At 73.5% G+C, this 21,518-nt stretch carries 20 protein-coding genes and 1 tRNA gene; 12 read left to right on the top strand and 9 right to left on the bottom strand.

All coding sequences use genetic code 11. The features are described from left to right. Positions 1 to 394 precede the first annotated feature (394 nt). Entirely contained in the window at positions 395 to 772 is a 378-nt protein-coding gene (locus tag IE182_RS19815) for an STAS domain-containing protein (protein WP_190111216.1), read from the top strand. 19 nt (positions 773 to 791) lie between these two features. Here IE182_RS19815 and IE182_RS19810 read toward each other — a convergent pair whose 3' ends face one another. Further along, positions 792 to 1,895, bottom strand: a complete 1,104-nt coding sequence (locus IE182_RS19810) for a sensor histidine kinase (RefSeq protein ID WP_190111215.1) — start codon at positions 1,893 to 1,895, stop codon at positions 792 to 794. 29 nt (positions 1,896 to 1,924) lie between these two features. Continuing rightward, positions 1,925 to 2,590, bottom strand: coding sequence for a response regulator (locus IE182_RS19805; RefSeq protein WP_190111214.1), 666 nt, complete (start codon positions 2,588 to 2,590; stop codon positions 1,925 to 1,927). Positions 2,591 to 2,780: 190 nt separating this feature from the next. Here IE182_RS19805 and IE182_RS19800 point away from each other — a divergent pair, with 190 nt between their 5' ends. Continuing rightward, positions 2,781 to 3,629: a DUF4344 domain-containing metallopeptidase gene (locus IE182_RS19800; RefSeq protein ID WP_190111213.1), complete on the top strand. Its 849-nt coding sequence runs from the start codon at positions 2,781 to 2,783 to the stop codon at positions 3,627 to 3,629. Positions 3,630 to 3,681: 52 nt separating this feature from the next. On the opposite strand, the gene IE182_RS19795 is transcribed toward IE182_RS19800, so the two are convergent. Next, the gene (locus IE182_RS19795) at positions 3,682 to 4,995 is read right to left on the bottom strand and encodes a helix-turn-helix domain-containing protein (RefSeq protein WP_229844962.1); all 1,314 of its coding nucleotides are present in this window, start codon (positions 4,993 to 4,995) and stop codon (positions 3,682 to 3,684) included. A 243-nt stretch (positions 4,996 to 5,238) separates the two neighbouring features. On the opposite strand from IE182_RS19795, the gene IE182_RS19790 reads away from it, so the two are divergent. After that, positions 5,239 to 6,504 carry an alpha/beta fold hydrolase gene (locus tag IE182_RS19790; protein ID WP_190111254.1) on the top strand — a complete coding sequence of 422 codons (1,266 nt, stop codon included), beginning with the start codon at positions 5,239 to 5,241 and terminating at the stop codon, positions 6,502 to 6,504. A gap of 151 nt (positions 6,505 to 6,655) precedes the next feature. Then, positions 6,656 to 7,942: a M64 family metallopeptidase gene (locus IE182_RS19785; protein ID WP_190111211.1), complete on the top strand. Its 1,287-nt coding sequence runs from the start codon at positions 6,656 to 6,658 to the stop codon at positions 7,940 to 7,942. Between the two features lie 164 nt (positions 7,943 to 8,106). On the opposite strand, the gene IE182_RS19780 is transcribed toward IE182_RS19785, so the two are convergent. Then, complete coding sequence (locus IE182_RS19780) at positions 8,107 to 8,766, bottom strand: TetR/AcrR family transcriptional regulator (RefSeq protein WP_190111210.1); 660 nt, start codon at positions 8,764 to 8,766, stop codon at positions 8,107 to 8,109. Positions 8,767 to 8,851: 85 nt separating this feature from the next. Between IE182_RS19780 and IE182_RS19775 the strand changes: the two genes are divergently transcribed. Then, positions 8,852 to 10,318, top strand: coding sequence for a DHA2 family efflux MFS transporter permease subunit (locus IE182_RS19775; protein WP_190111209.1), 1,467 nt, complete (start codon positions 8,852 to 8,854; stop codon positions 10,316 to 10,318). Between the two features lie 30 nt (positions 10,319 to 10,348). Further along, positions 10,349 to 10,741, top strand: a complete 393-nt coding sequence (locus IE182_RS19770; protein ID WP_190111208.1) for a VOC family protein — start codon at positions 10,349 to 10,351, stop codon at positions 10,739 to 10,741. Between the two features lie 76 nt (positions 10,742 to 10,817). Here the strand turns inward: IE182_RS19770 and IE182_RS19765 are convergent, their stop codons facing one another. Both IE182_RS19765 and IE182_RS19760 read right to left on the bottom strand, forming a co-directional pair. Continuing rightward, entirely contained in the window at positions 10,818 to 11,996 is a 1,179-nt protein-coding gene (locus tag IE182_RS19765; RefSeq protein ID WP_190111207.1) for a winged helix DNA-binding domain-containing protein, read from the bottom strand. 114 nt (positions 11,997 to 12,110) lie between these two features. Further along, positions 12,111 to 12,183, bottom strand: a tRNA-Arg gene (locus IE182_RS19760). A 145-nt stretch (positions 12,184 to 12,328) separates the two neighbouring features. Here IE182_RS19760 and IE182_RS19755 point away from each other — a divergent pair. Next, the gene (locus tag IE182_RS19755; RefSeq protein WP_190111206.1) at positions 12,329 to 13,960 is read left to right on the top strand and encodes a serine/threonine-protein kinase; all 1,632 of its coding nucleotides are present in this window, start codon (positions 12,329 to 12,331) and stop codon (positions 13,958 to 13,960) included. Positions 13,961 to 14,060: 100 nt separating this feature from the next. Here IE182_RS19755 and IE182_RS32130 read toward each other — a convergent pair whose 3' ends face one another. Then, entirely contained in the window at positions 14,061 to 14,249 is a 189-nt protein-coding gene (locus IE182_RS32130; protein WP_229844953.1) for a hypothetical protein, read from the bottom strand. 52 nt (positions 14,250 to 14,301) lie between these two features. Here IE182_RS32130 and IE182_RS19750 point away from each other — a divergent pair, with 52 nt between their 5' ends. Beyond that, positions 14,302 to 15,831: a serine/threonine-protein kinase gene (locus IE182_RS19750; RefSeq protein WP_268249627.1), complete on the top strand. Its 1,530-nt coding sequence runs from the start codon at positions 14,302 to 14,304 to the stop codon at positions 15,829 to 15,831. Here IE182_RS19750 and IE182_RS19745 read toward each other — a convergent pair. Together IE182_RS19745 and IE182_RS19740 are read right to left on the bottom strand one after the other, a co-directional pair. Beyond that, the gene (locus IE182_RS19745) at positions 15,828 to 16,613 is read right to left on the bottom strand and encodes a GntR family transcriptional regulator (protein WP_190111204.1); all 786 of its coding nucleotides are present in this window, start codon (positions 16,611 to 16,613) and stop codon (positions 15,828 to 15,830) included. The genes IE182_RS19750 and IE182_RS19745 overlap by 4 nt on opposite strands. Beyond that, entirely contained in the window at positions 16,610 to 17,152 is a 543-nt protein-coding gene (locus IE182_RS19740) for a GntR family transcriptional regulator (protein WP_190111203.1), read from the bottom strand. Before IE182_RS19740 ends, IE182_RS19745 begins: the two co-directional genes overlap by 4 nt. A gap of 179 nt (positions 17,153 to 17,331) precedes the next feature. On the opposite strand from IE182_RS19740, the gene IE182_RS19735 reads away from it, so the two are divergent. The 4 genes from IE182_RS19735 to IE182_RS19725 are packed head-to-tail and all read left to right on the top strand — an operon-like array spanning position 17,332 to position 21,500. Continuing rightward, positions 17,332 to 17,649, top strand: a complete 318-nt coding sequence (locus tag IE182_RS19735; protein ID WP_190111202.1) for a hypothetical protein — start codon at positions 17,332 to 17,334, stop codon at positions 17,647 to 17,649. After that, positions 17,646 to 17,912, top strand: a complete 267-nt coding sequence (locus IE182_RS32815; protein ID WP_373303587.1) for a DUF6255 family natural product biosynthesis protein — start codon at positions 17,646 to 17,648, stop codon at positions 17,910 to 17,912. Before IE182_RS19735 ends, IE182_RS32815 begins: the two co-directional genes overlap by 4 nt. Before the next feature lie 57 nt (positions 17,913 to 17,969). Beyond that, complete coding sequence (locus IE182_RS19730) at positions 17,970 to 19,595, top strand: succinic semialdehyde dehydrogenase (RefSeq protein WP_190111201.1); 1,626 nt, start codon at positions 17,970 to 17,972, stop codon at positions 19,593 to 19,595. Between the two features lie 33 nt (positions 19,596 to 19,628). Continuing rightward, positions 19,629 to 21,500 (top strand): GMC oxidoreductase, encoded by a 1,872-nt coding sequence (locus IE182_RS19725; protein ID WP_190111200.1) that lies wholly within the window; start codon positions 19,629 to 19,631, stop codon positions 21,498 to 21,500. Positions 21,501 to 21,518 lie beyond the last annotated feature (18 nt).

Raw genomic sequence — 21,518 nt, 5'->3', positions numbered from 1 at the left:
GTACGCCCTCTCGCCGAATGTATCGGCAGGGTCCGACAACGCACGAGCGTTTGAGGCGAAACCCGGAAAGGGTGACTCTCACTTCTGCTGCGCATGGTATTGAAGCGTTCACTTTGGGTGGATGTCCGGCTCAAGGTGACGACCGGTCATGCCCGGTCGTGGTCGAACGTGCCCGAATGTGCCGATGTGTTATGCGGGTGTGACCGGATCTATGGGGATTGGGGGTTCGGGCTGGGCATAGGCTCAACAGCGGTCGGCTTATGCCAGGCGATGATTCACACCGTGCCGCGCGCGGTGTTTCACATGCCGCTCCACGGGGGAAGCGCCAGGCAGCCATACCGCGGAAGGGTCCATTCCGAAGGAAACGACAGACCGAGTGAAGGGGCTCGAACGCGTGACGTTGAAGGTGTTGGAGCATGAGCAAGGGGACTGGGCCGTGCTCCAGGTCTGTGGTGAACTCGATCTGGTGACCTCCCCGTCGGTCCGCCAGCACGTGCACGACGCTGTGGCGGACGGCCGGCGGAGCCTGGTGCTCGACCTCGGCGAAGTGCGGTTCTGCGACTCCAGCGGCGTGGGGGTGCTGATCGCCGCACGCCGGCTGATGCGCTCCTGTCAGGGAAGACTCAGGCTGATCCTGCCCGCCCAGGGCACCGTGGAGGACTCGCACGTCAACAGGGTGCTGGGGGCGCTGGGGGTGCGCCGGCTGTTCGAGGTCTACCCGGACCTGGAGAGCGCGACCGTGGAGCCGGCCACGAAGCCGCTCTCGGCCTGAGCGCGGCCCCGCGCCGCCGTCACCTCTCCTCCCGGGGGAAGCGGGCCCGCACGGTGAACCCGCCCTCCCCGGTGGCGCTCGCCTCCAGCGTCCCGCCGAGGCTCTGCGCCCGCTCGCGCAGCCCCACCAGACCGTGGCCCCCGCCGGGCAGTTCCGGTGCCGGCACGGCCGCGTCCGCCGGTCCGTTGCGGATCTCCACCAGCAGCCCCGTACGCTCGTCCTCGGTGATCCGGACCGTCACCTTCGCCCCCGGTGCGTGCTTGCGGACGTTCGTCAGGGCCTCCTGCACCGTGCGGAAGGCGGCGCGCTCGACGGCCTCCGGGCGCACCGCCCCCGGATCGGAGCCGTCCTCGAAGGCGACGTCCAGCGCGCTCAGCTCGATCAGCCGCGGCAGGTCCGACAGCCGGGGCTGGGGGGTGAGTTCCTCGGTGTCCGCCCCCGCCGCCCGCAGGATGCCGACCATGTGGCGCAGCTCGTCCAGGGTCCGCACGGACAGTTCGCGGATGGTGCGGGCCCCGGCGCGCGCCTGGCTGTCCTCGGTGCTGATCTGCACGGCTCCGGCCTGCAGGCTGATGAGGCTGACCTGGTGCGCGACGACGTCGTGCATCTCGCGGGCGAGCCGGGCCCGCTCGGTGGCCAGGACGCGGTCGGCCAGCAGCCGGTCCTCGCGGGCCCGGCTGCGGGTCAGTTCGTCGAGCCGGTCGGCGAGTTCGCGGCGGGTGCGGGTGAGCAGGCCCAGCGCGATGGGGGTGGCCGCCACCACGACGGCGTCGACGAGGTTGACGGCCGTCTCGCGCCGGTTGGTCAGCGTCAGGTCCGAGACCGGGTACGGCACGAACTGCGCCGCGGTCATCAGCAGCCCCGCGACGGCGAGCAGCCACCGCCGCGGGCGCCGCACGGCCAGCGTGTAGAGGGCGATCATGGGCGCGAGCCAGATGTACGTCAGGTACATGCCGGGCATGGTGGCGGCGAAGACGGTCGCGGGCAGCCGCCGTCGCCACAGCAGCGCCACCGCCGCGAGCAGGGACAGCCACAGGTCGCGCCCCGGGGTGACCCCGTTGACCAGCAGTGCGTCCCCGGCGGCGAGCAGCGCGGGCCCGGCCACGGGCACCCAGTCCGGCATCCGGGCAGGCCGCGGCGGCCGCCACGGGCTCACCGCCGTCCGCCTTCCCGGACCGTGGCCACGAGCCCGGCCCGGTCGGCGACGATCGCGGCCTGTACGCGGTTGACGCCGCCGAGCTTGCCCAGGACCGCGCGCACGTGGTCCTTGACGGTGCTCGGCGCGAGCCCCATCCGCTCGGCGATCTGCGGGTTGGCCAGGCCCGCGCCCAGGTGGGCCAGCACCTCACGCTCGCGCGGGGTCAGCGTCCGCACCGCCGCGGCCGCCGTGGACTCGGCCTCGGCGGCCAGATAGCCGCCGATGACCGCGCGGGTCACGCCCGGGTCGAGGACGCTGCCGCCCCCGGCGAGCGTGCGCACGGCCCGCACGAGCTGCTCGGGGTCGGTGTCCTTGAGCAGGAAGCCGGCGGCGCCCGAGCGCAGGGCCGCGGCGAGGTACTCGTCGGCGTCGAAGGTGGTGAGCATGGCGACGGCGGGCGGGTGCGGCTGGGCGCGCAGGGAGCGCAGCACGGTCAGTCCGTCGACGTCCGGCATGCGGATGTCGAGGAGGACCACGTCGGGGGCGCACCGCAGCACCATGGCCACCGCCTCGCCGCCGCCGCAGTCGGCGACCACGTCGATGTCCGGGGCCGTGCCCAGGATCATCCGCAGCCCGGACCGGACGAGTTGTTCGTCGTCCACCACCGCAACACGGATCACCGCCCGCTCCCTCTTCCCTGTCCCGCCGGGTTCCGTCCGGCTCCCGGCCCCTCCAGCCTGCCGCACCGGCGGATAAAAGCGGAGTTCGGCACTCCACCCCAGGGCCGGGCCCACCCCCGCCGACCGGCGGGGGTGGATCTGGACCCACGGCGGATTCCGTTCCGGCCCGCCGGACGGCAGAGTGCTGTCCATGCTGCACCATGCGGGGGCCGGCCCCCGGACCCCGGCCCGTGCGCGGCGCGCCCGCGCGCTCGTGACGGCCGGTGTCTGTACTGCCGCCCTCGCCGTTGCGTGCGGCCCACGGTCGCAGGCCGCCGCGCCCCCCACAGGCGGCGGCCTGTCCGTGTCCTACGAGGCCCCCTCCCGCGGCGGCGAGGACGAGCGGGCCTTCCTGCGCGGGCGCCGGCTGCCCGAACAGGTCGCGGCCGACCTGAACCGGACGGTCCGGCTGCCGCAGCCGGTGCGGATCGTCGGGCGTTCCTGCGAGAAGGACGGCATCCCCGAGTACGACCCGGAGGCCGGGCGCATAACGCTGTGCTACGGCTTCATCGGCGAGGTCCGCTCGATGTTCGCGGCGGAGCGGGGCGGCGGCGACCCCGACGAGCGGACGGCCGGCGTCGTCACCGAGACGCTCTACCACGAGGCCGGCCACGCGCTCATCGACAAGCTGGCGCTGCCCTTCACCGGTCACGAGGAGGACGTCGCCGACCAGTTCGCGGCGTACCGCCTGCTGAGCCGGGGAGAGACGGGCCGGGCAGCGCTGCTGGCCGCCGCGGACAATTACGACCAGTACGCGCGCGAGGCCGACCCCTCCGACGTGGACCCCTCCGACGAGCACGCCCCCGACGCCGTGCGCAGCGCGAGCTACCGCTGCTACCTCTACGGCTCGGCGCCCCGGCAGAAGCGGGGCAAGGAGTACCGCTCGCTCGTCGACGGCAAGCGGCTGAGCAAGGAGCGCGCCGGGCTGTGCGAGGAGGAGTACGTGAGCCTGCGGCGCGGCTGGCAACGGCTGCTCGCCCCCCATATGTCCGACCGCTGACCGGCCCCGGTGAGGGGAGGGCCGGTCGGCGGGCCGGCGACGGCCCGCGGCGTCAGGGCCGCGGCCAGTACGGCGGCGCGGTGGGCGCGGGGCCCAGCGTGGTCGTCCCGGGCGCGGCCCGGTGTCCCAGGCCGGTGCGGTAGGCGTCCAGGGCGGCCTCCGTACGGCCCGTACGCCGCAGCAGGTCGCCCAGCAGGCGGCACAGGTCGGCGAGGTCGCCCGCGGCGCCCGTGCGCTCCAGCAGCGACAGTGCGGCGCAGTAGTGCTCCTCGGCGGCGTCGGTGTCGGACCGTTCCTCGGCGATGAGCCCCAGCAGCCGGTGCGCGCCGCCCGCGTGGACGGCGCCGCGCTCGGCGCCCAGCGCGGTGGGCGCGAGCAGGGGGCGCAGCAGTTCCTCGGCCTCGGCCGCCTTGCCCCGGCGCCGCAGCACGTCCGCCAGCTCCACCTCCACCTGCACGGTGAACAGGGCGGCGCGCTTGGAGGCCAGCATGTCGCGGGCCGTGCGCAGCTCGCTCTCCGCCTTGCGCAGGTTGCCGTCCTGGGCGTGCACGTAGCCGCGCATCCAGTGGCAGTGGGCCAGCTCGGTGCGGATGTGCAGCTGCTGGTAGAGCTCCTGGGCCTTGGCGAGGGAGGCGTCGGCGTCGGCGATGCGTCCCTCGGCGATGAGGGTGCGGGCCACGCCCCGGTGCATGCCGGCCACCAGCGCGGGGTTGTCCACCTGGGGCGCGAGGGCGAGGGCGAGCTCCGCGGCGTGCGCGGCGCGTGCGTGCGCACCCATGTCCATGTAGGGCGCGATGGAGGCGGTGTAGAGCAGCAGCAGGGCGTCCGGGTCGTGCATGCCGGAGGCGTTCAGCTCGTCGAGGGCCGTCTCCAGCAGGTAGCAGGCGTAGCGCAGTTCGCCCGCCAGGAGGTGGGCGGTGGCCCGCCCGCGCAGGGCGGGGACGCGGCGCGGCAGCGGCTGGTCGGCGAGCAGGGTCTCGGCCTCGCCGAAGAGGTCGCGGGCGTCGGTGAGCTCGCCCGTCTCCAGCGCGCAGTCGCCGAGCCCGAGGAGGGCGGTGAAGTGCTCCTGCACGAGGTCGAGCCCGGCGGCCTCGTCGCGCAGCGCGCGGAAGAGCCCGGCGGCGTCCTCGGCGTCGCCGGTGGCCAGGGTGCGCCGGGCGTCGGTCAGCCGCAGGCGCAGCTCGGTGGCCAGGTGCGGGGGACGGCCGGTGGCGATCTCCTCGACGGTGGTGCCCAGCCGCCCGGCCAGGTGGCGCAGGGCGGTCTCGGAGGGCCTCACCTTGCCGGCCTCCAACGTGGAGATGTATGCGGCGGTATAGGCGGGTTCGGCCAGTTGTTTCTGGGTGAGCCCCCGCTCGGTGCGCATCCGCAGGACGCGGCGCCCGATGTCGGAGGGTTCGTCCGCCCGTATGCCGTGGGTGCTGTTCTCGGCCACTTCCGCCCCTCGGTACATTGCGCCGTGATCCAAGCCGTTCGTTAAGTCTGCTTACGTGAGGATGTAACCGTGTCGCCTGCGCCGTCCGTGCCGTCCATACCGAAGACCACCGGAAACGGTGACACAGCGAACACCGGGGCCCGTGGCGCCGCCACCGTCCGCCAGCCCGGCCTCATGATGACCGACCACTTCTTCGACGTACCGCTCGACCACCGGGCCCCGGACGGGGAGCGTATCCGCCTCTACGCGCGCGAGGTCGTCGCCGCCGGCCGCGCCCGGGAGGACCTGCCCTGGCTGGTCTACCTCCAGGGCGGCCCCGGCTTCCCGGCGGGGCGGCCGGTGGGCCGGGAGAACTGGCTCGACCGGGCACTGGAGGACTACCGCGTCCTCCTCCTCGACCAGCGCGGGACCGGCCGTTCCACCCCGGCCACCCGGCAGACCCTGCCGCTGCGCGGCACCCCCGGGGAGCAGGCCGCCTACCTCGCCCACTTCCGGGCCGACGCGATCGTCCGCGACTGCGAGTACATCCGCCCCCTGCTGACCGGTGGCCGTCCGTGGACCGTGCTCGGCCAGAGCTTCGGCGGCTTCTGCGCGGTCACCTACCTCTCCTTCGCGCCGGAGGGGCTCGCCGAGGTGATCGTCACCGGCGGCCTGCCGTCCCTGGACGCCGGCGCCGACGACGTCTACCGCGCGGCCTACCCGCGCATGGAGCGCAAGTGCCGCGCCCACTACGCCCGTTACCCGCAGGACGAGGAAGCGGCCCGGCGCATCGCCCGGCACCTGGCGCGGCAGCCGCAGACGCTGCCGGACGGCACCGTCCTGACCGTCGAGCAGTTCCAGCAGCTCGGCATCCTGCTGGGCACCGGCGACGGCTCGCACCGGCTGCACTACCTCCTGGAGGACGCCTTCGTGCCGACGCCCGCCGGAGAGCAGCTCTCCGACGCGTTCGGCGAGCAGGTCGCGGCGCTGCTCTCGCGTGCCGCGAGCCCTCTGTACACGCTCCTCCATGAGGCCATTTATGCCCAGGACGGCCGCCCGACGCACTGGTCGGCCGAACGCGTCCGGGCCGAGTTCCCGCAGTTCGAACCGAATGTCGAGGACGGCGGGCGTTTCCTCTTCACCGGCGAGACCGTGCACCCCTGGATGCTGCACACCCAGCCCGCCCTGCGCCCGCTGCGCGAGACCGCCCAGTTGCTGGCCCGGCGCGAGGGCTGGACGCCGCTGTACGACGCGGCGCAGCTCGCCCGCAACACCGTCCCGGTCGCCGCCGCGATCTACCACGACGACCTCTACGTCGACACCGGACACTCCCTGCGGACGGCACGGTCCATCGCCGGGCTGCGGACGTGGGTCACGGACGAGTACGAGCACGACGGCGTGCGGGCGAGCGGGCGCGTGGTGCTGGACCGGCTGCTCCGGCTCGTCCGCGACGAGGTCTGAACGCATCGCCCCTGCCGTCCTCCTGGGAAAAATGAGGCGGCATCAGCCCCATCCATTGTCATGGACCTCCCGAGCCTCTACGTTAAGCCGCGCCTTAACGCGACTTAACCCGCTGCTTGTGCAGCGGGTTTCGGTTCGGGAGGAACCCCCCATGCACCGACGAATACCTGTCGCGGCGAGCGTGGCCGTCATGGCCGTACTCGCCGCCGGCACCGGCGCCTCCGCCGTTGGTACGACTCCGGCTCCCAAACCCGCCCAACGGGTGGAGTACTTCACCGAGCCGGGCGGACACCCGCACCACACCACCGTCCCGGCGTCCCCGACCCCACCGCGCTCGCTGCGCCCCTCCGTCAAGGGCGACGGAGACGTGACGCCCGTCGTCACCAACGGGCCCACCGGCACCACGCTCGACGTCGTCTTCATCGGCGACGGCTACACCGCCGCCCAGCAGGACGCCTTCCACGCGGCCGTGCGGGCCAAGTGGGCCAGGATGTCGGCCGTCGAGCCCTACGCCTCCTACCGCAACCTCTTCAACGTGTGGGCCGTGGACGCCGTGTCGCGCGAGTCGGGCGTCTCCGGCGACCCCGCGCAGGGCGTCGTCAAGGACACCGCGCTGAAGTCCGGCTTCTTCTGCGACGGCATCGAGCGGTTGCTGTGCGTGGACACCGGCAAGGTCGAGTCGTACGCCGCCAAGGCACCCGCCGCCGACCTCGTGGTGGTGCTGGCCAACTCCACCAAGTACGGCGGGGCCGGCTACAACGACGTCGTCTCGACGGTCGGTTACGACGGCATCGCCACCGCCTCCTCCGACAACGACAGGTCCGACCAGATCGCCGTCCACGAGACCGGCCACTCCCTCGGCAAGCTCGCCGACGAGTACCAGTACGACGCGTACGGCACCTACACCGGCCCCGAGCCCGGCGACGTCAACGTCTCCACGCTCACCGCGGACGGGATGACGGACCGGCGCGCCAAGTGGTACCGCTGGATCGGCCGGACCTCGCCCGACGGCGGCACGGTCGGGGCGTACGAGGGTGGGGGCTACTACCCCCGGGGCCTCTTCCGGCCCACCCAGGACTCGCTCATGCGGTCGCTGGGCCGCGAGTTCAACCTCCCCGGCCGCGAGGCGATGATCGCCGGTTTCTACCGGCACGCGCGCGTGCTCAGCGGGGAGCCGGGCGGTGGCACGCGCGTCGGGCGCGGCGACCGGGTGAGCGTCCGTGCGGCGTCGGCGACGACCGAGGTGCGCTGGTACGTCGACGGCCGCGAGGCCGTGGCCGCCCGGGGGCGCACCACGGTCGTCCCGCGCGCGCTCGGCGTCCCCGCCGACGGCCGGCACCACATGCTGACGGTCAGGGGGACCGACCGCACGGAGGCGGTGCGCGACCCGGCGCTGGCGGACCGGATGACGGCGACGCTGGGCTGGCGGGTCGGCTGACGGCGAGCGGGCTCTCACGTCATGCCGGTCTCACCGGTCGTGCCGGTTTCGTCGGTTCCGCTGCGCCGGTCGTACTGGGCCGGTCGTGCCGGGCCGGTCACGCCGGGCGCGTCGGACCGGGCCGGTCAGGGGGTCGCATCGGCGGCCCCCTGTTCCGCGTGGGGTTACGCCGGCGCCGTCGTGAGCGCGTCCGTGCCGGGGTAGGCACGGGCGAGCCGGGCGAAGCCCCGGCCGAGGGCGTCGGCGGCGGCCGACCGCGCGCGTTCGGCCGGCTCGCCCGCCGCCAGGGTGGTGTGCACGGCCGCGTAGGCCGTCTCCCCGACGGCGATGACCAGGGCGGCGAACAGCTTCCGTTCCGCCTCCGGCACGTGCGGTGCCCGCGCGGTCAGGAGGTCGCACAGCATCTGCTGGCGCTCCGCGGTGATCGCGAGGTAGCTGCGCTTGAGGGCGGGGCTCTCCAGCAGGACGCGGGAGAAGACCCGCCCGTGGGCGAAGTGGTCGTCGGGCAGGATCCGTTCGCATCGGCCGGCGTAGAACGCGCGCAGGCCGTCGAGGAGGCCGTCCCAGGTGCGGGCCGACTCGACGGTCTCCGGCATGCCCGTCCAGAACTCCTCGCGCCGGCTGAAGAAGATGTCCTCCTTCGACGCGAAGTGCGTGAAGACCGTCGCCGGCGCCACGTCCGCCGCGGCCGCGATGCGCGTGAGCGTGACGGCGTCGAAGCCCTGCTCGGAGAAGAGCCGGAAGGCCGCGTCGGAGATGGCGCGCCGGGTGCGTTCCCGCTTGCGGCCGCGCAGCCCGCTCGTGTCCGTAGGGGATGACGTCATGCGCTCAGAATAACGACTCCCCACCACAGAATTAGAGCTGCTATATTTTTAGAGCTGGTCTACTTCTGATGCTTGGGGGCGCCTCATGGACACCGACGCGTTACCGCGGCCCGGCACGACGGGTGGCCCGTCCGCGCCCGCCACGGCGTCGGCGCCCCGCGCCACCGCGGCGATCCTGGCCCTGGCCTGTGCCGCCCAGTTCATGGTCGTCCTCGACGTGTCGATCGTGAACGTGGCGCTTCCCTCCATCCGCGCCGAGCTGCACCTCAGCAGCGCCGGCCAGCAGTGGATCGTCAACGCCTACACCCTCGGCTTCGCCGGCCTGCTGCTGCTCGGCGGCCGCCTGGCCGACCTCGTCGGCACCAAACGGGCCTTCCTCACCGGCCTCGCCGCCTTCACCGTCGCCTCGTTCGCCGGCGGCCTCGCCCCCGGCGGCGCCCTGCTGGTCGCCGCGCGGGCGGTGCAGGGCGTGGGCGGCGCCGTCCTCGCGCCGGCCACCCTGACGCTGATCATGACGACGTTCACCGAGCCCGCCGCCCGCACCCGGGCCATGGGTGCCTGGAGCGCCGTCATGGCGGCCGGCGGCGCGGCGGGTGCCGTCGTCGGCGGCGTGCTCACGCAGTACGCGGGCTGGCGCTGGGTGCTGTTCGTCAACGTCCCGCTCGGCGCCGTGCTGCTGGCGGCCGCCCTGGTGTACGTACCGGCCGCCACCGGCGGTGGCGGCGGCCTGCGCCGGCTCGACCTGCCGGGCGCGGCGACCGTGACGGCCGGCCTGACCGCCCTCGTCTACGGGATCATCGCCGGGGAGACCCACGGCTGGGACGCGCCCGCGGTGTGGGGCCCCGTGGCCGCCGCCGTCGTCCTGCTGGGGGCGTTCCTGGCGGTCGAGGCGAGGGTCGCCCACCCGCTCGTCCCCCTGGCGGTCCTGCGCCGCCGCACGCTCGCCACCGCGAACCTCGTCGTGATCGCGATCGGCGCGGCCATGTTCTCCATGTGGTTCCTGCTGTCCCTCTATCTCCAGCAGGTCCTCGGCTACACCGCCCTGCAGGCGGGCCTGTGCTTCCTGCCCGGCGCCCTGTCGATCATCGCGGCCTCGCGTCTCGCCACCCGGTACGTCGGGCGCGTCGGTGCCCGCCCGCTGCTGGTCGGCGGTATGACTGTCAGCGCCGTCGGTTTCGCCTGGCTCTCGCAGGTCTCCGCCGACGGCAGTTACGCGACCGACGTCGCCGTGCCCTTCGTCCTCGCCACCTTCGGCACAGGCCTGGCCGCCATGCCCACCACGATGACCGCCACCAGCGGCGCCGCCCGCGAGGAGGCCGGGCTGGCCTCCGGCCTCGTCAACACCTCGCGCCAGGTCGGCGGCGCCCTCGGCCTCGCCGTCCTGGGCACCGTCGCCTCCCGCACCACGGCCGCCCGGCTGGCCGGCCACGCCCACGACGTACCGGCCGCGCTGGCCGCCGGCTACGGGCGCGGCCTGCTGCTGGCGGCGGTCTGCGCGGCCTGCGCCGCCCTGGGCGGCCTGGCCCTGCCCCGCCGCACCACCAAGCCCTGACCCACCGGACCGGAAGGAACGAAGATCACCATGGCGCACGAGCTGAACCACATCATCGTCCACTGCAAGGACCGCCGGGAGAGCGCCGCGTTCGTCAGCGAGCTGCTGGGCTGCGAGCCGCCGGTCGACGTCCACCACTTCACCCAGCTGAAGACGTCCAACGGCGTCGACATCGACTTCGCCGACTTCGCCGTCAAGCCCGAGGACCTCAACAGCTCCCACCTCGCCTTCCTCATCAGCGAGGAGGAGTTCGACGCGACCTACGCCCGGATCACCGAGCGGGGCCTGCAGCACTGGGCCGACCCCTACCGCACGACCGAGGGCATCAACCGCAACGACGGCGGCCGCGGCGTGTACGTGTGGGACCCGGGCGGCACCATCGCCGTCGAATTCATCACCCGCCCGTACGGCTCCGGCTCCTGACCGGCCCGGCTCCTGACCGGCCCGGTTCTTGACCGGCCCGGCTCCTGCCGGAGCCGGCGTCTGCCGGAACCGGCGTCTAACGGACCAGCTCCCGCTCCAGCGGGGTGCGGAACCGGGGCGTGACGCGGACGTCGCCGATCCAAGCGGAGAGCCGGCCGGCCTCCGCCTCGATCGCGGCCACCGCGTCGCGCCCCACGTCCGTCAGGGCCCGCCACACGATCTCGCCGTCCGCCCGCTGCGCCCAGCCGCCGACGATGCGGCCGTTCCACCAGACGGTCGGGCCGATGTTGCCCGCCCGGTCGAACAGGAAGGGCACGTCGTCGGGGGAGAGGTACCAGTCGCGCTCGCGCCACCCCATGGCGGTGGGGTCGAGCCCGGGCAGCAGCGCGGCCCAGTCGCCGCACGGCTCCACGCCGTCGAGGTCGTCGAGGTCGTCGGGCAGCGCGAGGCCGGGCCCCGTCTCCAGCCGCACGGCGCACGCCCCGGCGTCGGCGAGCGCCGTGCGCGTGTCGCGCACGGTCCAGCCCGTCCACCACTTGAGGTCCGCCTCCGTCGAGGGCCCGTAGGAGGCCAGCCAGCGCCGCGCCACCTCCGCCTTGGCCTCCCGCACCGGCACGTCCGGCAACTGCGGCGCCGACGCCCACGTGTAGAGGCTGCTCGTCCACGAACCGCGCGGGCGGGCCCGGCGCACGTGCCCGTCGGAGGCCAGCAGCCGCAGCACCCGGCTGCCCACGCTCTGCCGCCCCTCGTACGGCTTGCCGGGCGACACCACCATGGTCTCCCGCAGCGCCGGCACGTCTTGGGCCAGTTCGGCGGTGGTCGCCTCGCCGCGGGCGGCCAGCGCTTCCAGCACCTCCCGCTCGGTGCGCACCAGGCGCCGCTCGTCCCACTCCGGCAGGCTCGCGTGCAGGTGCTTGACGAACGTCGCCCGTTCCTTGAGCGCGATGGCCCGGGCGGTGGACGAGGCCACGTACGGGGCGGTGTCGGTGCTGACGGCGAAGATCGTGCGCCGCATGGACAGCAGCTTCACCAGCGTCACGTCCTCGTACAGCCCCCGCTCCACCTCGGCCGGCGACGGCTCGGCGAGCCGCGCACAGGCGGAGAGGTAGACGGTCGCCGCGTCGGTGGCGTGCAGCCCGACGACCGCGTCGGCCACTTCCTCGACGGTGGCGGCCCGGTGCGCGGGTGCCAGGAGGTGACGGTGCCCGAGGCGGGCGCGACGCTGCGCGTCGCCGATGCGGGGGATGGTGGCCATGGGACGACCGTAGGCCGGATGTAGGACGGAGTCCGTCCTAGAACGCGCGGCGTGCGCCCTGCGGGAACGAAGAACGGGAGCCGGACGTTGATCGTCCGGCTCCCGTCATGCACGTGCGCTCGGCAGGATTCGAACCTGCAACCTCTTGATCCGTAGTCAAGTGCTCTATCCGTTAAGCTACGAGCGCTCGGCCCCCGGTGGCGGAAATCCGCTGGCCGGTCGGCGTTGCGGGAACAACTGTACATGACTCGTTGCCCTGCTTTTCACGCCCGCGGAGTGAAGCGACCTGTACGGGCCCGGTCGGCCGGGGAGCGGTGCGGCAGTATGGCCTCATGGGCACCTTCGCTGCACACGGCGGTCTCATCGCCGGGCGGTACCGGCTGGTCAGGAAGATCGGGCGCGGCGGCATGGGCACGGTGTGGCGTGCCACGGACGAGCTGCTCGCCCGCGAGGTCGCGGTCAAGGAATTGCACGTCGACGATCAGCAGTCCCCCGCGGGCGCCCGGGCGCAGTACGACCGCATGCTGCGCGAGGCCCGTGCGGTCGCGCTGATCAAGCACCCCAATGTGATCGTCATGCACGACATCGTCGAGCAGGACGGCCGGCCCTGGATCGTCATGGAGCTCGTCGAGGGCCGCTCGCTGTCGGGCCGGCTCTCGGCGGAGGGCCCGGTGGGCCCGCAGGAGGCGGCCCGCATCGGCATCGCGATGCTGGGCGCGCTGCGCGCGGCCCACGCCCGGGGGGTCCTGCACCGCGACATCAAGCCACCGAACGTCCTGCTGGAGGCGGTGACCGGCCGGGTCGTGCTCACCGACTTCGGCATCGCCCAGGTCTCCGGCGCCACGACGATCACGGAGGCGGGCGCGTTCGTCGGCTCGCCCGAGTACACCGCGCCCGAGCGGATGGCGGGCGGCCGTGCGGGCCCGGAGTCCGACCTGTGGTCGCTGGGCGTGCTGCTGTGCACGGCCATGAACGGGGAATCGCCCTTCCACCGGGACTCCTTGGGCGGCATCCTGCACGCCGTCGTCTACGCCGAGATCCGGCCGCCCGCCGCGGCCGGGCCGCTGCTGCCGGTCGTGCGGGGCCTGCTGGAGCGCGACCCGGCGCAGCGGATGGGCGCGGACGAGGCGGAGCGGCTGCTGCGGGTGTACCTGGAGACCGGCCGCAGCCCCGCCCCGCGGACGTACACGCCCACGGCGGCGGGCGGCCCGCCGCCGCTGCCCGTCTGCGCCCCCGCCCCCGCCTCGGCCCTGGCTTCCGCCCCCGCCCCGCCCCCCGCTTCGGCCGTCACGCCCGGCAGCAGCCGTGCACGTACCGCCCTGATGGCGGCGCTGACCGTCGTCACGCTGGCCGGAATGGGTGCGGGCGCGGCCGCGCTGCTGATGGACCGTGAGGGGGCCGCGTCGGTGGACGGCAAGGCGATCCACTCCTCGGGCACGCCGCGTGCCCCCTCCGCCGCCGAACCGCCTCCCGCCAGCGCGTCGGTGGCCGCGCCCGACGGCTACCACGCCGTGCAGGACCCGGCGGGCTTCGCCTTCGCCGTGCCCGACGGCTTCACCCGCTCCTTCGAGCCGCCGCGCGTCTTCTACTACTCGCCCGGCAAGGAATTCCGCATCGGCGTCCTCATCCAGGACATCCAGGAGGGCGGTCCGATCGTCGTCATGCGCAGCTCCGCCGCGCTCGCCCCGGACCGCTACCCCGGCTACCGCGACGGCAAGGTCGAGCGCACCTCGCACCGGGGCCGCCGCGCCGCCTCCTGGGAGTTCGTCTGGGACGGCTTCGAAGCGCAGGAGAACAAGGGGCCCGTCGGTCCGCGGCACACCTACGACCTCGCCTGGGACGAGGGGGAAAAGATGTATGACGTATGGGTCTCGTCCCCGGCCGGAAAGGCGGCGGAGGGCCGGCGCCACTTCCGTACGGCGCTGTCCACGTTTGTCAGGACGAAGCCGGTCTCGTCCCCCTGAGGACGGGGATCCCAAGGTGCGGTGGCGGCGCGGTGCTTGGTAGAGAATGAGCCATGACCAACCACGGGGGATGGGCGAACGAGCCCACCAGCTACGGACTTCAGCCGCCGGGCGCGCCTGAACCCGAACATTTCACGCCAGGAACAGCGACCGCGCCGATGTCGCTGCCCACGCTGCGCTCGGTGCCCCAGCAGCCGACCGCCGGCAATCCGTACGCATCCGATGCATCCGGCGCATCCGGTACACCCATTGCATCCGGCGCATCCGAAGCATCCGGCACATCCAGCACATCCGGAGCATCCGGCCGGAAAGCCGCCGATCCCGCCCCGTCCGAGGCGCCCGTGCCGGGTGCCGGCCGGCTCGTCGGCGGCCGCTACCGCCTCATCTCCCGCCTGGGCCACGGCGGCATGGGCACGGTCTGGAAGGCCCGCGACGAGGTCATCGACCGTGACGTCGCCGTCAAGGAGCCGCGCGTTCCCGACCACCTGCCCGAGCACATGCTCCAGCAGATCCACCAGCGCATGCTGCGCGAGGCGCGCGCGGCCGCCCGGATCGAGCACCCCGCCGTCGTCACCGTCCACGACGTGGTCGAGGAGGACGGCCGCCCGTGGATCGTGATGGAGATGGTGCACGGCCGCTCGCTCGCCGACCAGCTCGCCGAGGGCACCCTGGAGCCCCGCGAGGCGGCCCGCGTGGGCCTTGCCGTCCTCGGCGCGCTCGCCGCCGCCCACGAGGCGGGTGTGCTGCACCGCGACGTGAAGCCGGACAACGTGCTGCTCGGGCGCGACGAACAAGTCGTCCTCACCGACTTCGGCATCGCGCAGATCGAGGGCGAACAGGGCCTGACCGAGACGGGCGCGTTCGTCGGCTCCCCGGAGTTCGTCGCCCCGGAACGGGCGGCGGGCCGGCGCCCGGGCCCGGAGTCGGACCTGTGGTCGCTGGGCGTGGTGCTGTACGCGGCCGTGGAGGGCGTCTCGCCGTTCCGCCGCTCCAACACCCAGGCGACCATGCAGGCGATCATCTCCGCCCAGCCGCAGCCGCCGGTGCGTGCCGCGGGCCCGCTGGGCACGCTGATCATGCGGCTGCTCAGCAAGGACGCGGCGGACCGCCCGGCCCCCGCCGAGATCCGCCGCACCCTGGAGGACCTGGCCCGCCCGCTCCCGCCCCAGCCCCCCGCTCCCACACCCCCCGCCGCGCCCCCGGCCGCCGCCGGCAACGCCTGGGTCCCGCCCGTCCTGCAGGGCAACCGCAAGGCGCAGTTCGGCCTGCTGAGCGGCGTGCTGGCGGCGGCCGTCACGGCGAGCCTGGTCGTGCTGGACCCCTTCGCCGAAGAAACGATCCCGCCCCACTGGAAGGTCCGCGACGAGCCGGAGATCGTCAAGGCGTCCCTCGCGGTCCCCGAGGACTACGTCAAGGCCGTCGACGCCGAGAAGGGCTGGGTCGGGTTCGAGGACCCCAGCGGCATCTTCAACATCTACCTCACCAGGAGGACCGAGGAGCCGAAGTCCAAGTACTCGACCGAGCACGCGGAGATCGGCTCGGCGGAGCAGGAGGCGGACAAGCTGGCCCAGTCCTACAAGGAGGGCAAGGTGTCGGGTGTCAACGACCCCACGTCGACGACGGTCGCGACCCCCCGCCACCAGGGCATGGAGGCGGCCGAGACGGTCACCGTCTACCGCAGGTCGGGCAACGACGAGAAGGACCCCAAGCGGGCCATCCGCCAGCGCGTCATCGTCAACGAGGACGAGAACGTCTCCTGGGAACTGGAGGTCCGCATGCCCGCGGCCGGCCAGGGCCGCAAGGACGGCGACAAGCTCTTCGAGGACGTCCTCAAGTACTTGACGATCCAGGAGGCGCCGGCGGAAGGCTAGTCGGACGTGAACTCGTACTGCAGCTCGTAGAGATGACCGGCCTTCGTCATCGCGGTGGCCTCGATGGGCCGGTCGTCCTCGCTGTAGACGACGCGCAGGGTCCGGAGCACCGGCAGGCTGCCCGGCAAGCGGAGTACCTGGTACTCCTCCTGCGTGGGCACGCGCGCCGAGACCTTGTCCACGCTGAGCCGCGGCGGGAAGCCCAGGTCGGCCAGGAGCCTCGGCGTGCCGCCCTTGATCCTGCGGCGTTCCATCATGGCCGTGCCGCGGGCGAGCTCCAGCGGGTAGTAGGACTTGACCAGTTCCACGGGCTCGCCGTCGACGGTGAGCACCTGTGAACGGAGCAGTGCCGTACCGCCCTGCGCGAGGTTCAGGGCCGCGGCGACGTCCGCGGGCGGGACGGCCTCGGCCACGTCGAGCAGCTCGCTCCGGGCCTCCGTGCCGAGCTTCCCCGCCTCGGAGAGCCAGCGGTACGGTGCACCGGCCGGCGCCGGAGCCATGTAGGCGGCGGGCCTCATGGTGCGCTGCCGCCGCTCGCGCACCGTGACGGACGCTCCCGGCCGTCCGATGACAAGGCGCTCGTCCTTGAGTAGCTGCAGGGCCTTCTGCACCGTGGCGTTGGACGCGTCGAACCGGGCCTTGAGCTGCACGGTGGACGGCAGCTTGGCTCCCGGTGCCAGGTCGCCGCTCATGATTTCGTCGCGCAGATCCGCGGCGATCCGCTCGTGCAGGGAACGCCGGTCGGCGGCTTCGGCTTCGGCTTCGTATCCGGGCACGGTCATCCGATCCTGATCTCGTAATGCAGCCGTTGGCGATGAGCGGGCATGGTCATCACGTCCACCTGGATCGGACGCTCCCGGCCGTCGAGCGTGAGCCGCGTCAGCTGGAGGACGGGCTCGTCCGGCGCCGTTCGCAGCGCTTCCGCTTCTTCCCGGGTCGGCATCCGGGCGATCACGTCCTCGCGGACCACCGCGCCCACGTGGCCGAGCTCGGCGAGCAGCGTGACCGCACCGCCGGGGATCTTGGACGTTCCGGCGAGCCGGGTACCGCGGGCGATTCCGGCGGGGTAGTAGGTGTCCGTCAGCTCGTTGGGCTCGTCGTCGAGGAACATCATCCGCCGCCGCACGACGACCGGCTCGCCTTCGGGCAGTTCGAGCAGCCCGGCGACGACCGGCGGAGCGGGCACCTCGCCCGCGTGGACGATGCGCTGGGAGCCCCGACGGCCCTGGGCGGCCGTTTCCGCGCTCCAGACGTCGGGTCGGCCGGGGGGATGTGGCGTCAGGTACGGCATCGAGCTGCTGACCCACTGACCGTTGCTCACGCTGTCCTCCCACGGCTGCCGTTCAACCCTGCTTGCCTCACACGGTATGCGACCACCGCAGGCCATAGGCCACCACCTGCAACCTTGCTGCCTTTCGCGAATAGCGGTACGGTTGCTCATGGCTGACAACCTCTGGGGAAGGTGCAGGTCGATGGCGTACCGAGACGGCGCTTACGTTGGTGGACACGCGAGAGAACCGGATCGCCGAAGTGGTCTGGAGCAGAGCGGGCCGCGCGCGGCTGCGCAGGCCCGGGGGTGGCGTCGAGTGGGAAGTTCCCTTCGCCGCACTGCGGTTGGCGACCCGCGCCGAGAGGGAAGCGGCGGGAGTCCGTGCCACCGCGGCCAGGTCCCCCGTCGGCTGCGTGGAGTGTGCCGGGCTGGAGGTCGCGCGGCGGCAGGCCGTGGCGCACGGCGACAAGGAGGCGATCGTGGACGCCACCGTCGCCGTCCGCAGTCATTTTCGCGACGCGCATCTCCTGCCGGGGAGGACCTGGTGAGTGGCTCCGAGGCGGGCACTGCCTTCGCGACCGGCCGTCTCGTCGGCCATTGTGCGCACGGCTCCGGCTGGACCCACACCGCGGGGGAATCGCGCTGCAACGCGTGCGGAACGCGTCGCTTCACCCAGTACGGCGCCCTGCGGCCCCCGGGCCTGCCGCGCGCGATCGGCGCTACGGCAAGGGACCCGCACGCCGCGGACCGAACGGCCGCCCGGAACCTGGCGCGGTTCGCCCGCCGGCGCCAACGCCAGGCCCGCTCGTAAGGGGATCGTGTTACCAACGGGTACCCAAAGCGGCCCACCCGGCATACGCTCACCCGCATGACGGACCCGCAGGACACTGGAACAGTCTCCGATGGCACCTCCCGCAATCCCGTAGCCCCGGCGGGCGCCCGTACCGCCGCCGATGTGCTGACGCCCGCGCTCGTCACCCGCCTCATACGCCCCGTCGTGAGCTCCGGGAGCGCCACCACCGCCGGCCACGCCCCTCTCACCGGGGAGCGGCTCGCCCAGCTGCCCGTCTCCTCGCCCGAGGACGTCGCGGAGGCGTTCGTACGGGCCCGGGAGGCGCAGCGGGCGTGGGCGGCCGTGCCGGTGCGGCGGCGGGCGGCCGTGCTGCTGCGCTTCCACGACCTCGTGCTCGCCCGCCAGTCGGAGGTGCTGGACCTCATCCAGCTGGAGACCGGCAAGGCCCGCCTGCACGCCCACGAGGAGGTGCAGGCGGTCGCCGTGGCCGCCCGGCACTACGGGCGCTCGGCCCCGGCGTACCTGCGGCCCAAGGCGCACACGGGCGTCCTGCCCGTCCTCACCCGCGTCACCGAACTGCGCGTGCCGCGCGGGGTGGTGGGCCAGATCGCCCCGTGGAACTACCCGCTCGAGCTGTCCGTCGGCGATGCGCTGCCCGCCTTCGCCGCGGGCAACGCCGTCGTGATGAAGCCCGACACGCAGACCGCCCTCACCGCGCTGTGGGCCCGCGAACTCCTCGTCGAGGCGGGGCTTCCCGAGGGGGTCTGGCAGATCGTGCTCGGCGACGGTCCGGTCGTCGGCCCGGCCGTCGTCGCGGGCGCCGACTACGTCTCGTTCACCGGTTCCACCCGCACCGGCCGCGAGGTCGCCCAGGCGGCCGCCGCCCGGCTCGTCGGCTGCTCGCTGGAGCTCGGCGGCAAGAACGCGATGCTCGTGCTGCGCGACGCCGACGTCGAGAAGGCGGCGGCGGGCGCCGTCCGCGGCTGCTTCTCCTCCGCCGGCCAGCTGTGCATCTCCATCGAGCGGCTGTACGTGCACTCCTCCGTGGCCGACGCCTTCCTGGAGCGCTTCGTCGCCCGCACCCGCGCCCTGCGCCTGGGCACGGGCCTCGCCTACGGCGCGGACATGGGCTCGCTCGTCTCGCAGCACCAGCTCGCCACCGTCCGGCGGCACGTGGAGGAGGCGGTGGCCAAGGGCGCGACGGTCCTGGCCGGCGGACGCCACCGGCCCGACGTGGGACCGCTGTTCCACGAACCGACCATTCTCGACGGCGTCGAGCCGCCCATGGCCGTCTGCACGGAGGAGACCTTCGGACCGGTCGTCTCCGTCTACCGCTTCGACGACGAGGACGAGGCGGTCCGGCTCGCCAACGCCACCCCCTACGGCCTCAACGCCAGCGTCTGGACGCGGGACGGCCGCCGCGGCCGGGCGGTCGCGGCGCGGCTGCGCGCCGGGACCGTCAACGTCAACGAGGCGTACGCGGCCGGCTACGGCAGCGCGCAGGCCCCGATGGGAGGCATGCGGGACTCCGGCCTGGGGCGCCGGCACGGCGCCGAGGGCATCCTCAAGTACACCGAGGCCCAGACCGTCGCCCACCAGCGGATCATGCCGCTCGGGCCGGCGTTCGGCCTCGACGACGAGCAGTACGCCCGGCTGATGACGGGCGGGCTAAGGGTGTTGAAGGCGATGCGCCTGCGCTGACCGCTGACCGCTGACCGCTGACCGGAGGTATCAGTGACCACATTCGACTACGACGTCGTCGTCATCGGCTCCGGGTTCGGCGGCTCCGTCTCCGCCCTCCGCCTGACCGAGAAGGGCTACCGCGTCGGCGTCCTGGAGGCCGGCCGCCGCTTCACCCCCGACACCCTGCCCCGCACCTCCTGGGACCTGCGCAACTACCTGTGGGCCCCGGCCCTCGGCCTCTACGGCATCCAGCGCATCCACCTCCTCGGCAACGTCATGGTCCTGGCGGGCGCGGGGGTCGGCGGCGGCTCGCTCAATTACGCCAACACGCTCTACGTTCCGCCCAAGGCGTTCTTCGACGACCCGCAGTGGGCCGGCATCACCGACTGGGAGGCGGAGCTGCGGCCGTACTACGAGCAGGCCCGGCGCATGCTGGGGGTGCGGCTCAACCCCACCATGACCCCCTCGGACGTGCACCTGAAGGCCGCCGCGGAGCGGATGGGCGTGGGGGAGACGTTCCACCTGGCGCCGGTCGGCGTCTTCTTCGGCGACGGCGAGGACGGCGACGGCGACCGGCGGGCCCGCCCCGGAGAGGCGGTCCCCGACCCGTACTTCGGGGGCGCGGGCCCCGCCCGGCGGGCCTGCACCGAGTGCGGCGAGTGCATGACCGGCTGCCGGCACGGCGCCAAGAACACCCTCACCGAGAACTACCTCCACCTCGCCGAACGAGCCGGCGCGGTCGTCCACCCGATGACGACGGTCGTGGCCGTCACCGAGCACCGCGACGGCGGCTACCGCGTCCTGACCGTCCCCACCGCCCGGCGCCGCCACGCGCGCCCGCGCGTGCTGCGCGCCGAACGCGTGGTGATCGCGGCCGGTACGTACGGCACGCAGACCCTCCTGCACACCATGCGGGACAAGGGCCTGCTGCCCCGGGTCTCCGCACGGCTGGGCGAGCTGACCCGGACGAACTCCGAGGCGCTGGTCGGCGCCCAGACCACCCCCCGCCGCTACCGCAAGGCACACGGCCGGGAACCCGACTTCACCCGCGGCGTGGCGATCACGTCCTCCGTCCACCCCGATGCGGACACCCACATCGAGCCAGTCCGCTACGGCAAGGGCTCCAACGCGATGGGCAGCCTGTCCGTCCTGCAGGTGCCGGTCGGGACGCGGGCGCCGCGGGCGGTGGCCTTCGCGGCGCAGTGCGTGCGGCACCCGGTGCTGCTGCTGCGGTCGCTGTCCAACCACCGCTGGTCGGAGCGGACGATCATCGGCCTGGTCATGCAGGCGCTGGACAACTCCCTGACGACGTACCGCAAGCCGGGCGGCGTGGGGAAGGGCCTGCTCACGGCCCGGCAGGGGCACGGTACGCCCAACCCGAAGCAGATCCCGGTAGCGGCCGAGGCGGCCGCCCTCGTCGCCCGGGAGATCAACGGTTTCCCCGGCAGTAACGTCGGGGAGCTCATGGGCACCCCGCTCACCGCCCACTTCATCGGCGGCTGCCCGATCGGCCCGGACGCCGACCGCGGGGTCATCGACCCGTACCACCGGCTGTACGGGCACCCGGGCATCTCGGTCGTCGACGGCGCAGCCGTCTCGGCGAACCTCGGCGTCAACCCCTCGTTGACGATCACGGCGCAGGCGGAGCGCGCGATGGCGCTCTGGCCGAACAAGGGGGAGGCCGACCCCCGGCCGGAGCAGGGCAGCCCGTACGTGAGGACCACCGCGGTCGAGCCACGGAGCCCGGCGGTCCCGAAGGACGCCTTCGCGGCGCTGCGACTGCCGCTCCTGCCGGTGCCGGAGGTGCCCAGGGTGGCCGAGGGGGGTGAGGTATCTCAGGTGCCTCGGGGGCCTGAGGTTTCCCGGGGGCCCGGGGCGGGGGCGTCCCAGGAGCCCGGGGCGCCGGAGTGCCCCGAGCCGTAGGCCGGAGGCCGGGCCTCC

Source organism: Streptomyces cinnamoneus, assembly GCF_014650495.1.
Classification (GTDB): domain Bacteria; phylum Actinomycetota; class Actinomycetes; order Streptomycetales; family Streptomycetaceae; genus Streptomyces; species Streptomyces cinnamoneus.
Note: the sequence above shows the minus strand (reverse complement) of the source record. Positions and strands in the feature narration are given on the sequence as shown.

What these genes read in the sequence shown, in the direction of transcription:
- IE182_RS19810 (WP_190111215.1), bottom strand. Translation starts at nt 1,895, where the DNA reads ATGCCGGACTGGGTGCCCGTGGCCGGGCCCGCGCTGCTCGCCGCCGGG.
- IE182_RS19800 (WP_190111213.1), top strand. Translation starts at nt 2,781, where the DNA reads ATGCTGCACCATGCGGGGGCCGGCCCCCGGACCCCGGCCCGTGCGCGG.
- IE182_RS19795 (WP_229844962.1), bottom strand. Translation starts at nt 4,995, where the DNA reads ATGCGCACCGAGCGGGGGCTCACCCAGAAACAACTGGCCGAACCCGCC.
- IE182_RS19790 (WP_190111254.1), top strand. Translation starts at nt 5,239, where the DNA reads ATGATGACCGACCACTTCTTCGACGTACCGCTCGACCACCGGGCCCCG.
- IE182_RS19785 (WP_190111211.1), top strand. Translation starts at nt 6,656, where the DNA reads ATGCACCGACGAATACCTGTCGCGGCGAGCGTGGCCGTCATGGCCGTA.
- IE182_RS19780 (WP_190111210.1), bottom strand. Translation starts at nt 8,766, where the DNA reads ATGACGTCATCCCCTACGGACACGAGCGGGCTGCGCGGCCGCAAGCGG.
- IE182_RS19775 (WP_190111209.1), top strand. Translation starts at nt 8,852, where the DNA reads ATGGACACCGACGCGTTACCGCGGCCCGGCACGACGGGTGGCCCGTCC.
- IE182_RS19770 (WP_190111208.1), top strand. Translation starts at nt 10,349, where the DNA reads ATGGCGCACGAGCTGAACCACATCATCGTCCACTGCAAGGACCGCCGG.
- IE182_RS19765 (WP_190111207.1), bottom strand. Translation starts at nt 11,996, where the DNA reads ATGGCCACCATCCCCCGCATCGGCGACGCGCAGCGTCGCGCCCGCCTC.
- IE182_RS19755 (WP_190111206.1), top strand. Translation starts at nt 12,329, where the DNA reads ATGGGCACCTTCGCTGCACACGGCGGTCTCATCGCCGGGCGGTACCGG.
- IE182_RS19745 (WP_190111204.1), bottom strand. Translation starts at nt 16,613, where the DNA reads ATGACCGTGCCCGGATACGAAGCCGAAGCCGAAGCCGCCGACCGGCGT.
- IE182_RS19730 (WP_190111201.1), top strand. Translation starts at nt 17,970, where the DNA reads ATGACGGACCCGCAGGACACTGGAACAGTCTCCGATGGCACCTCCCGC.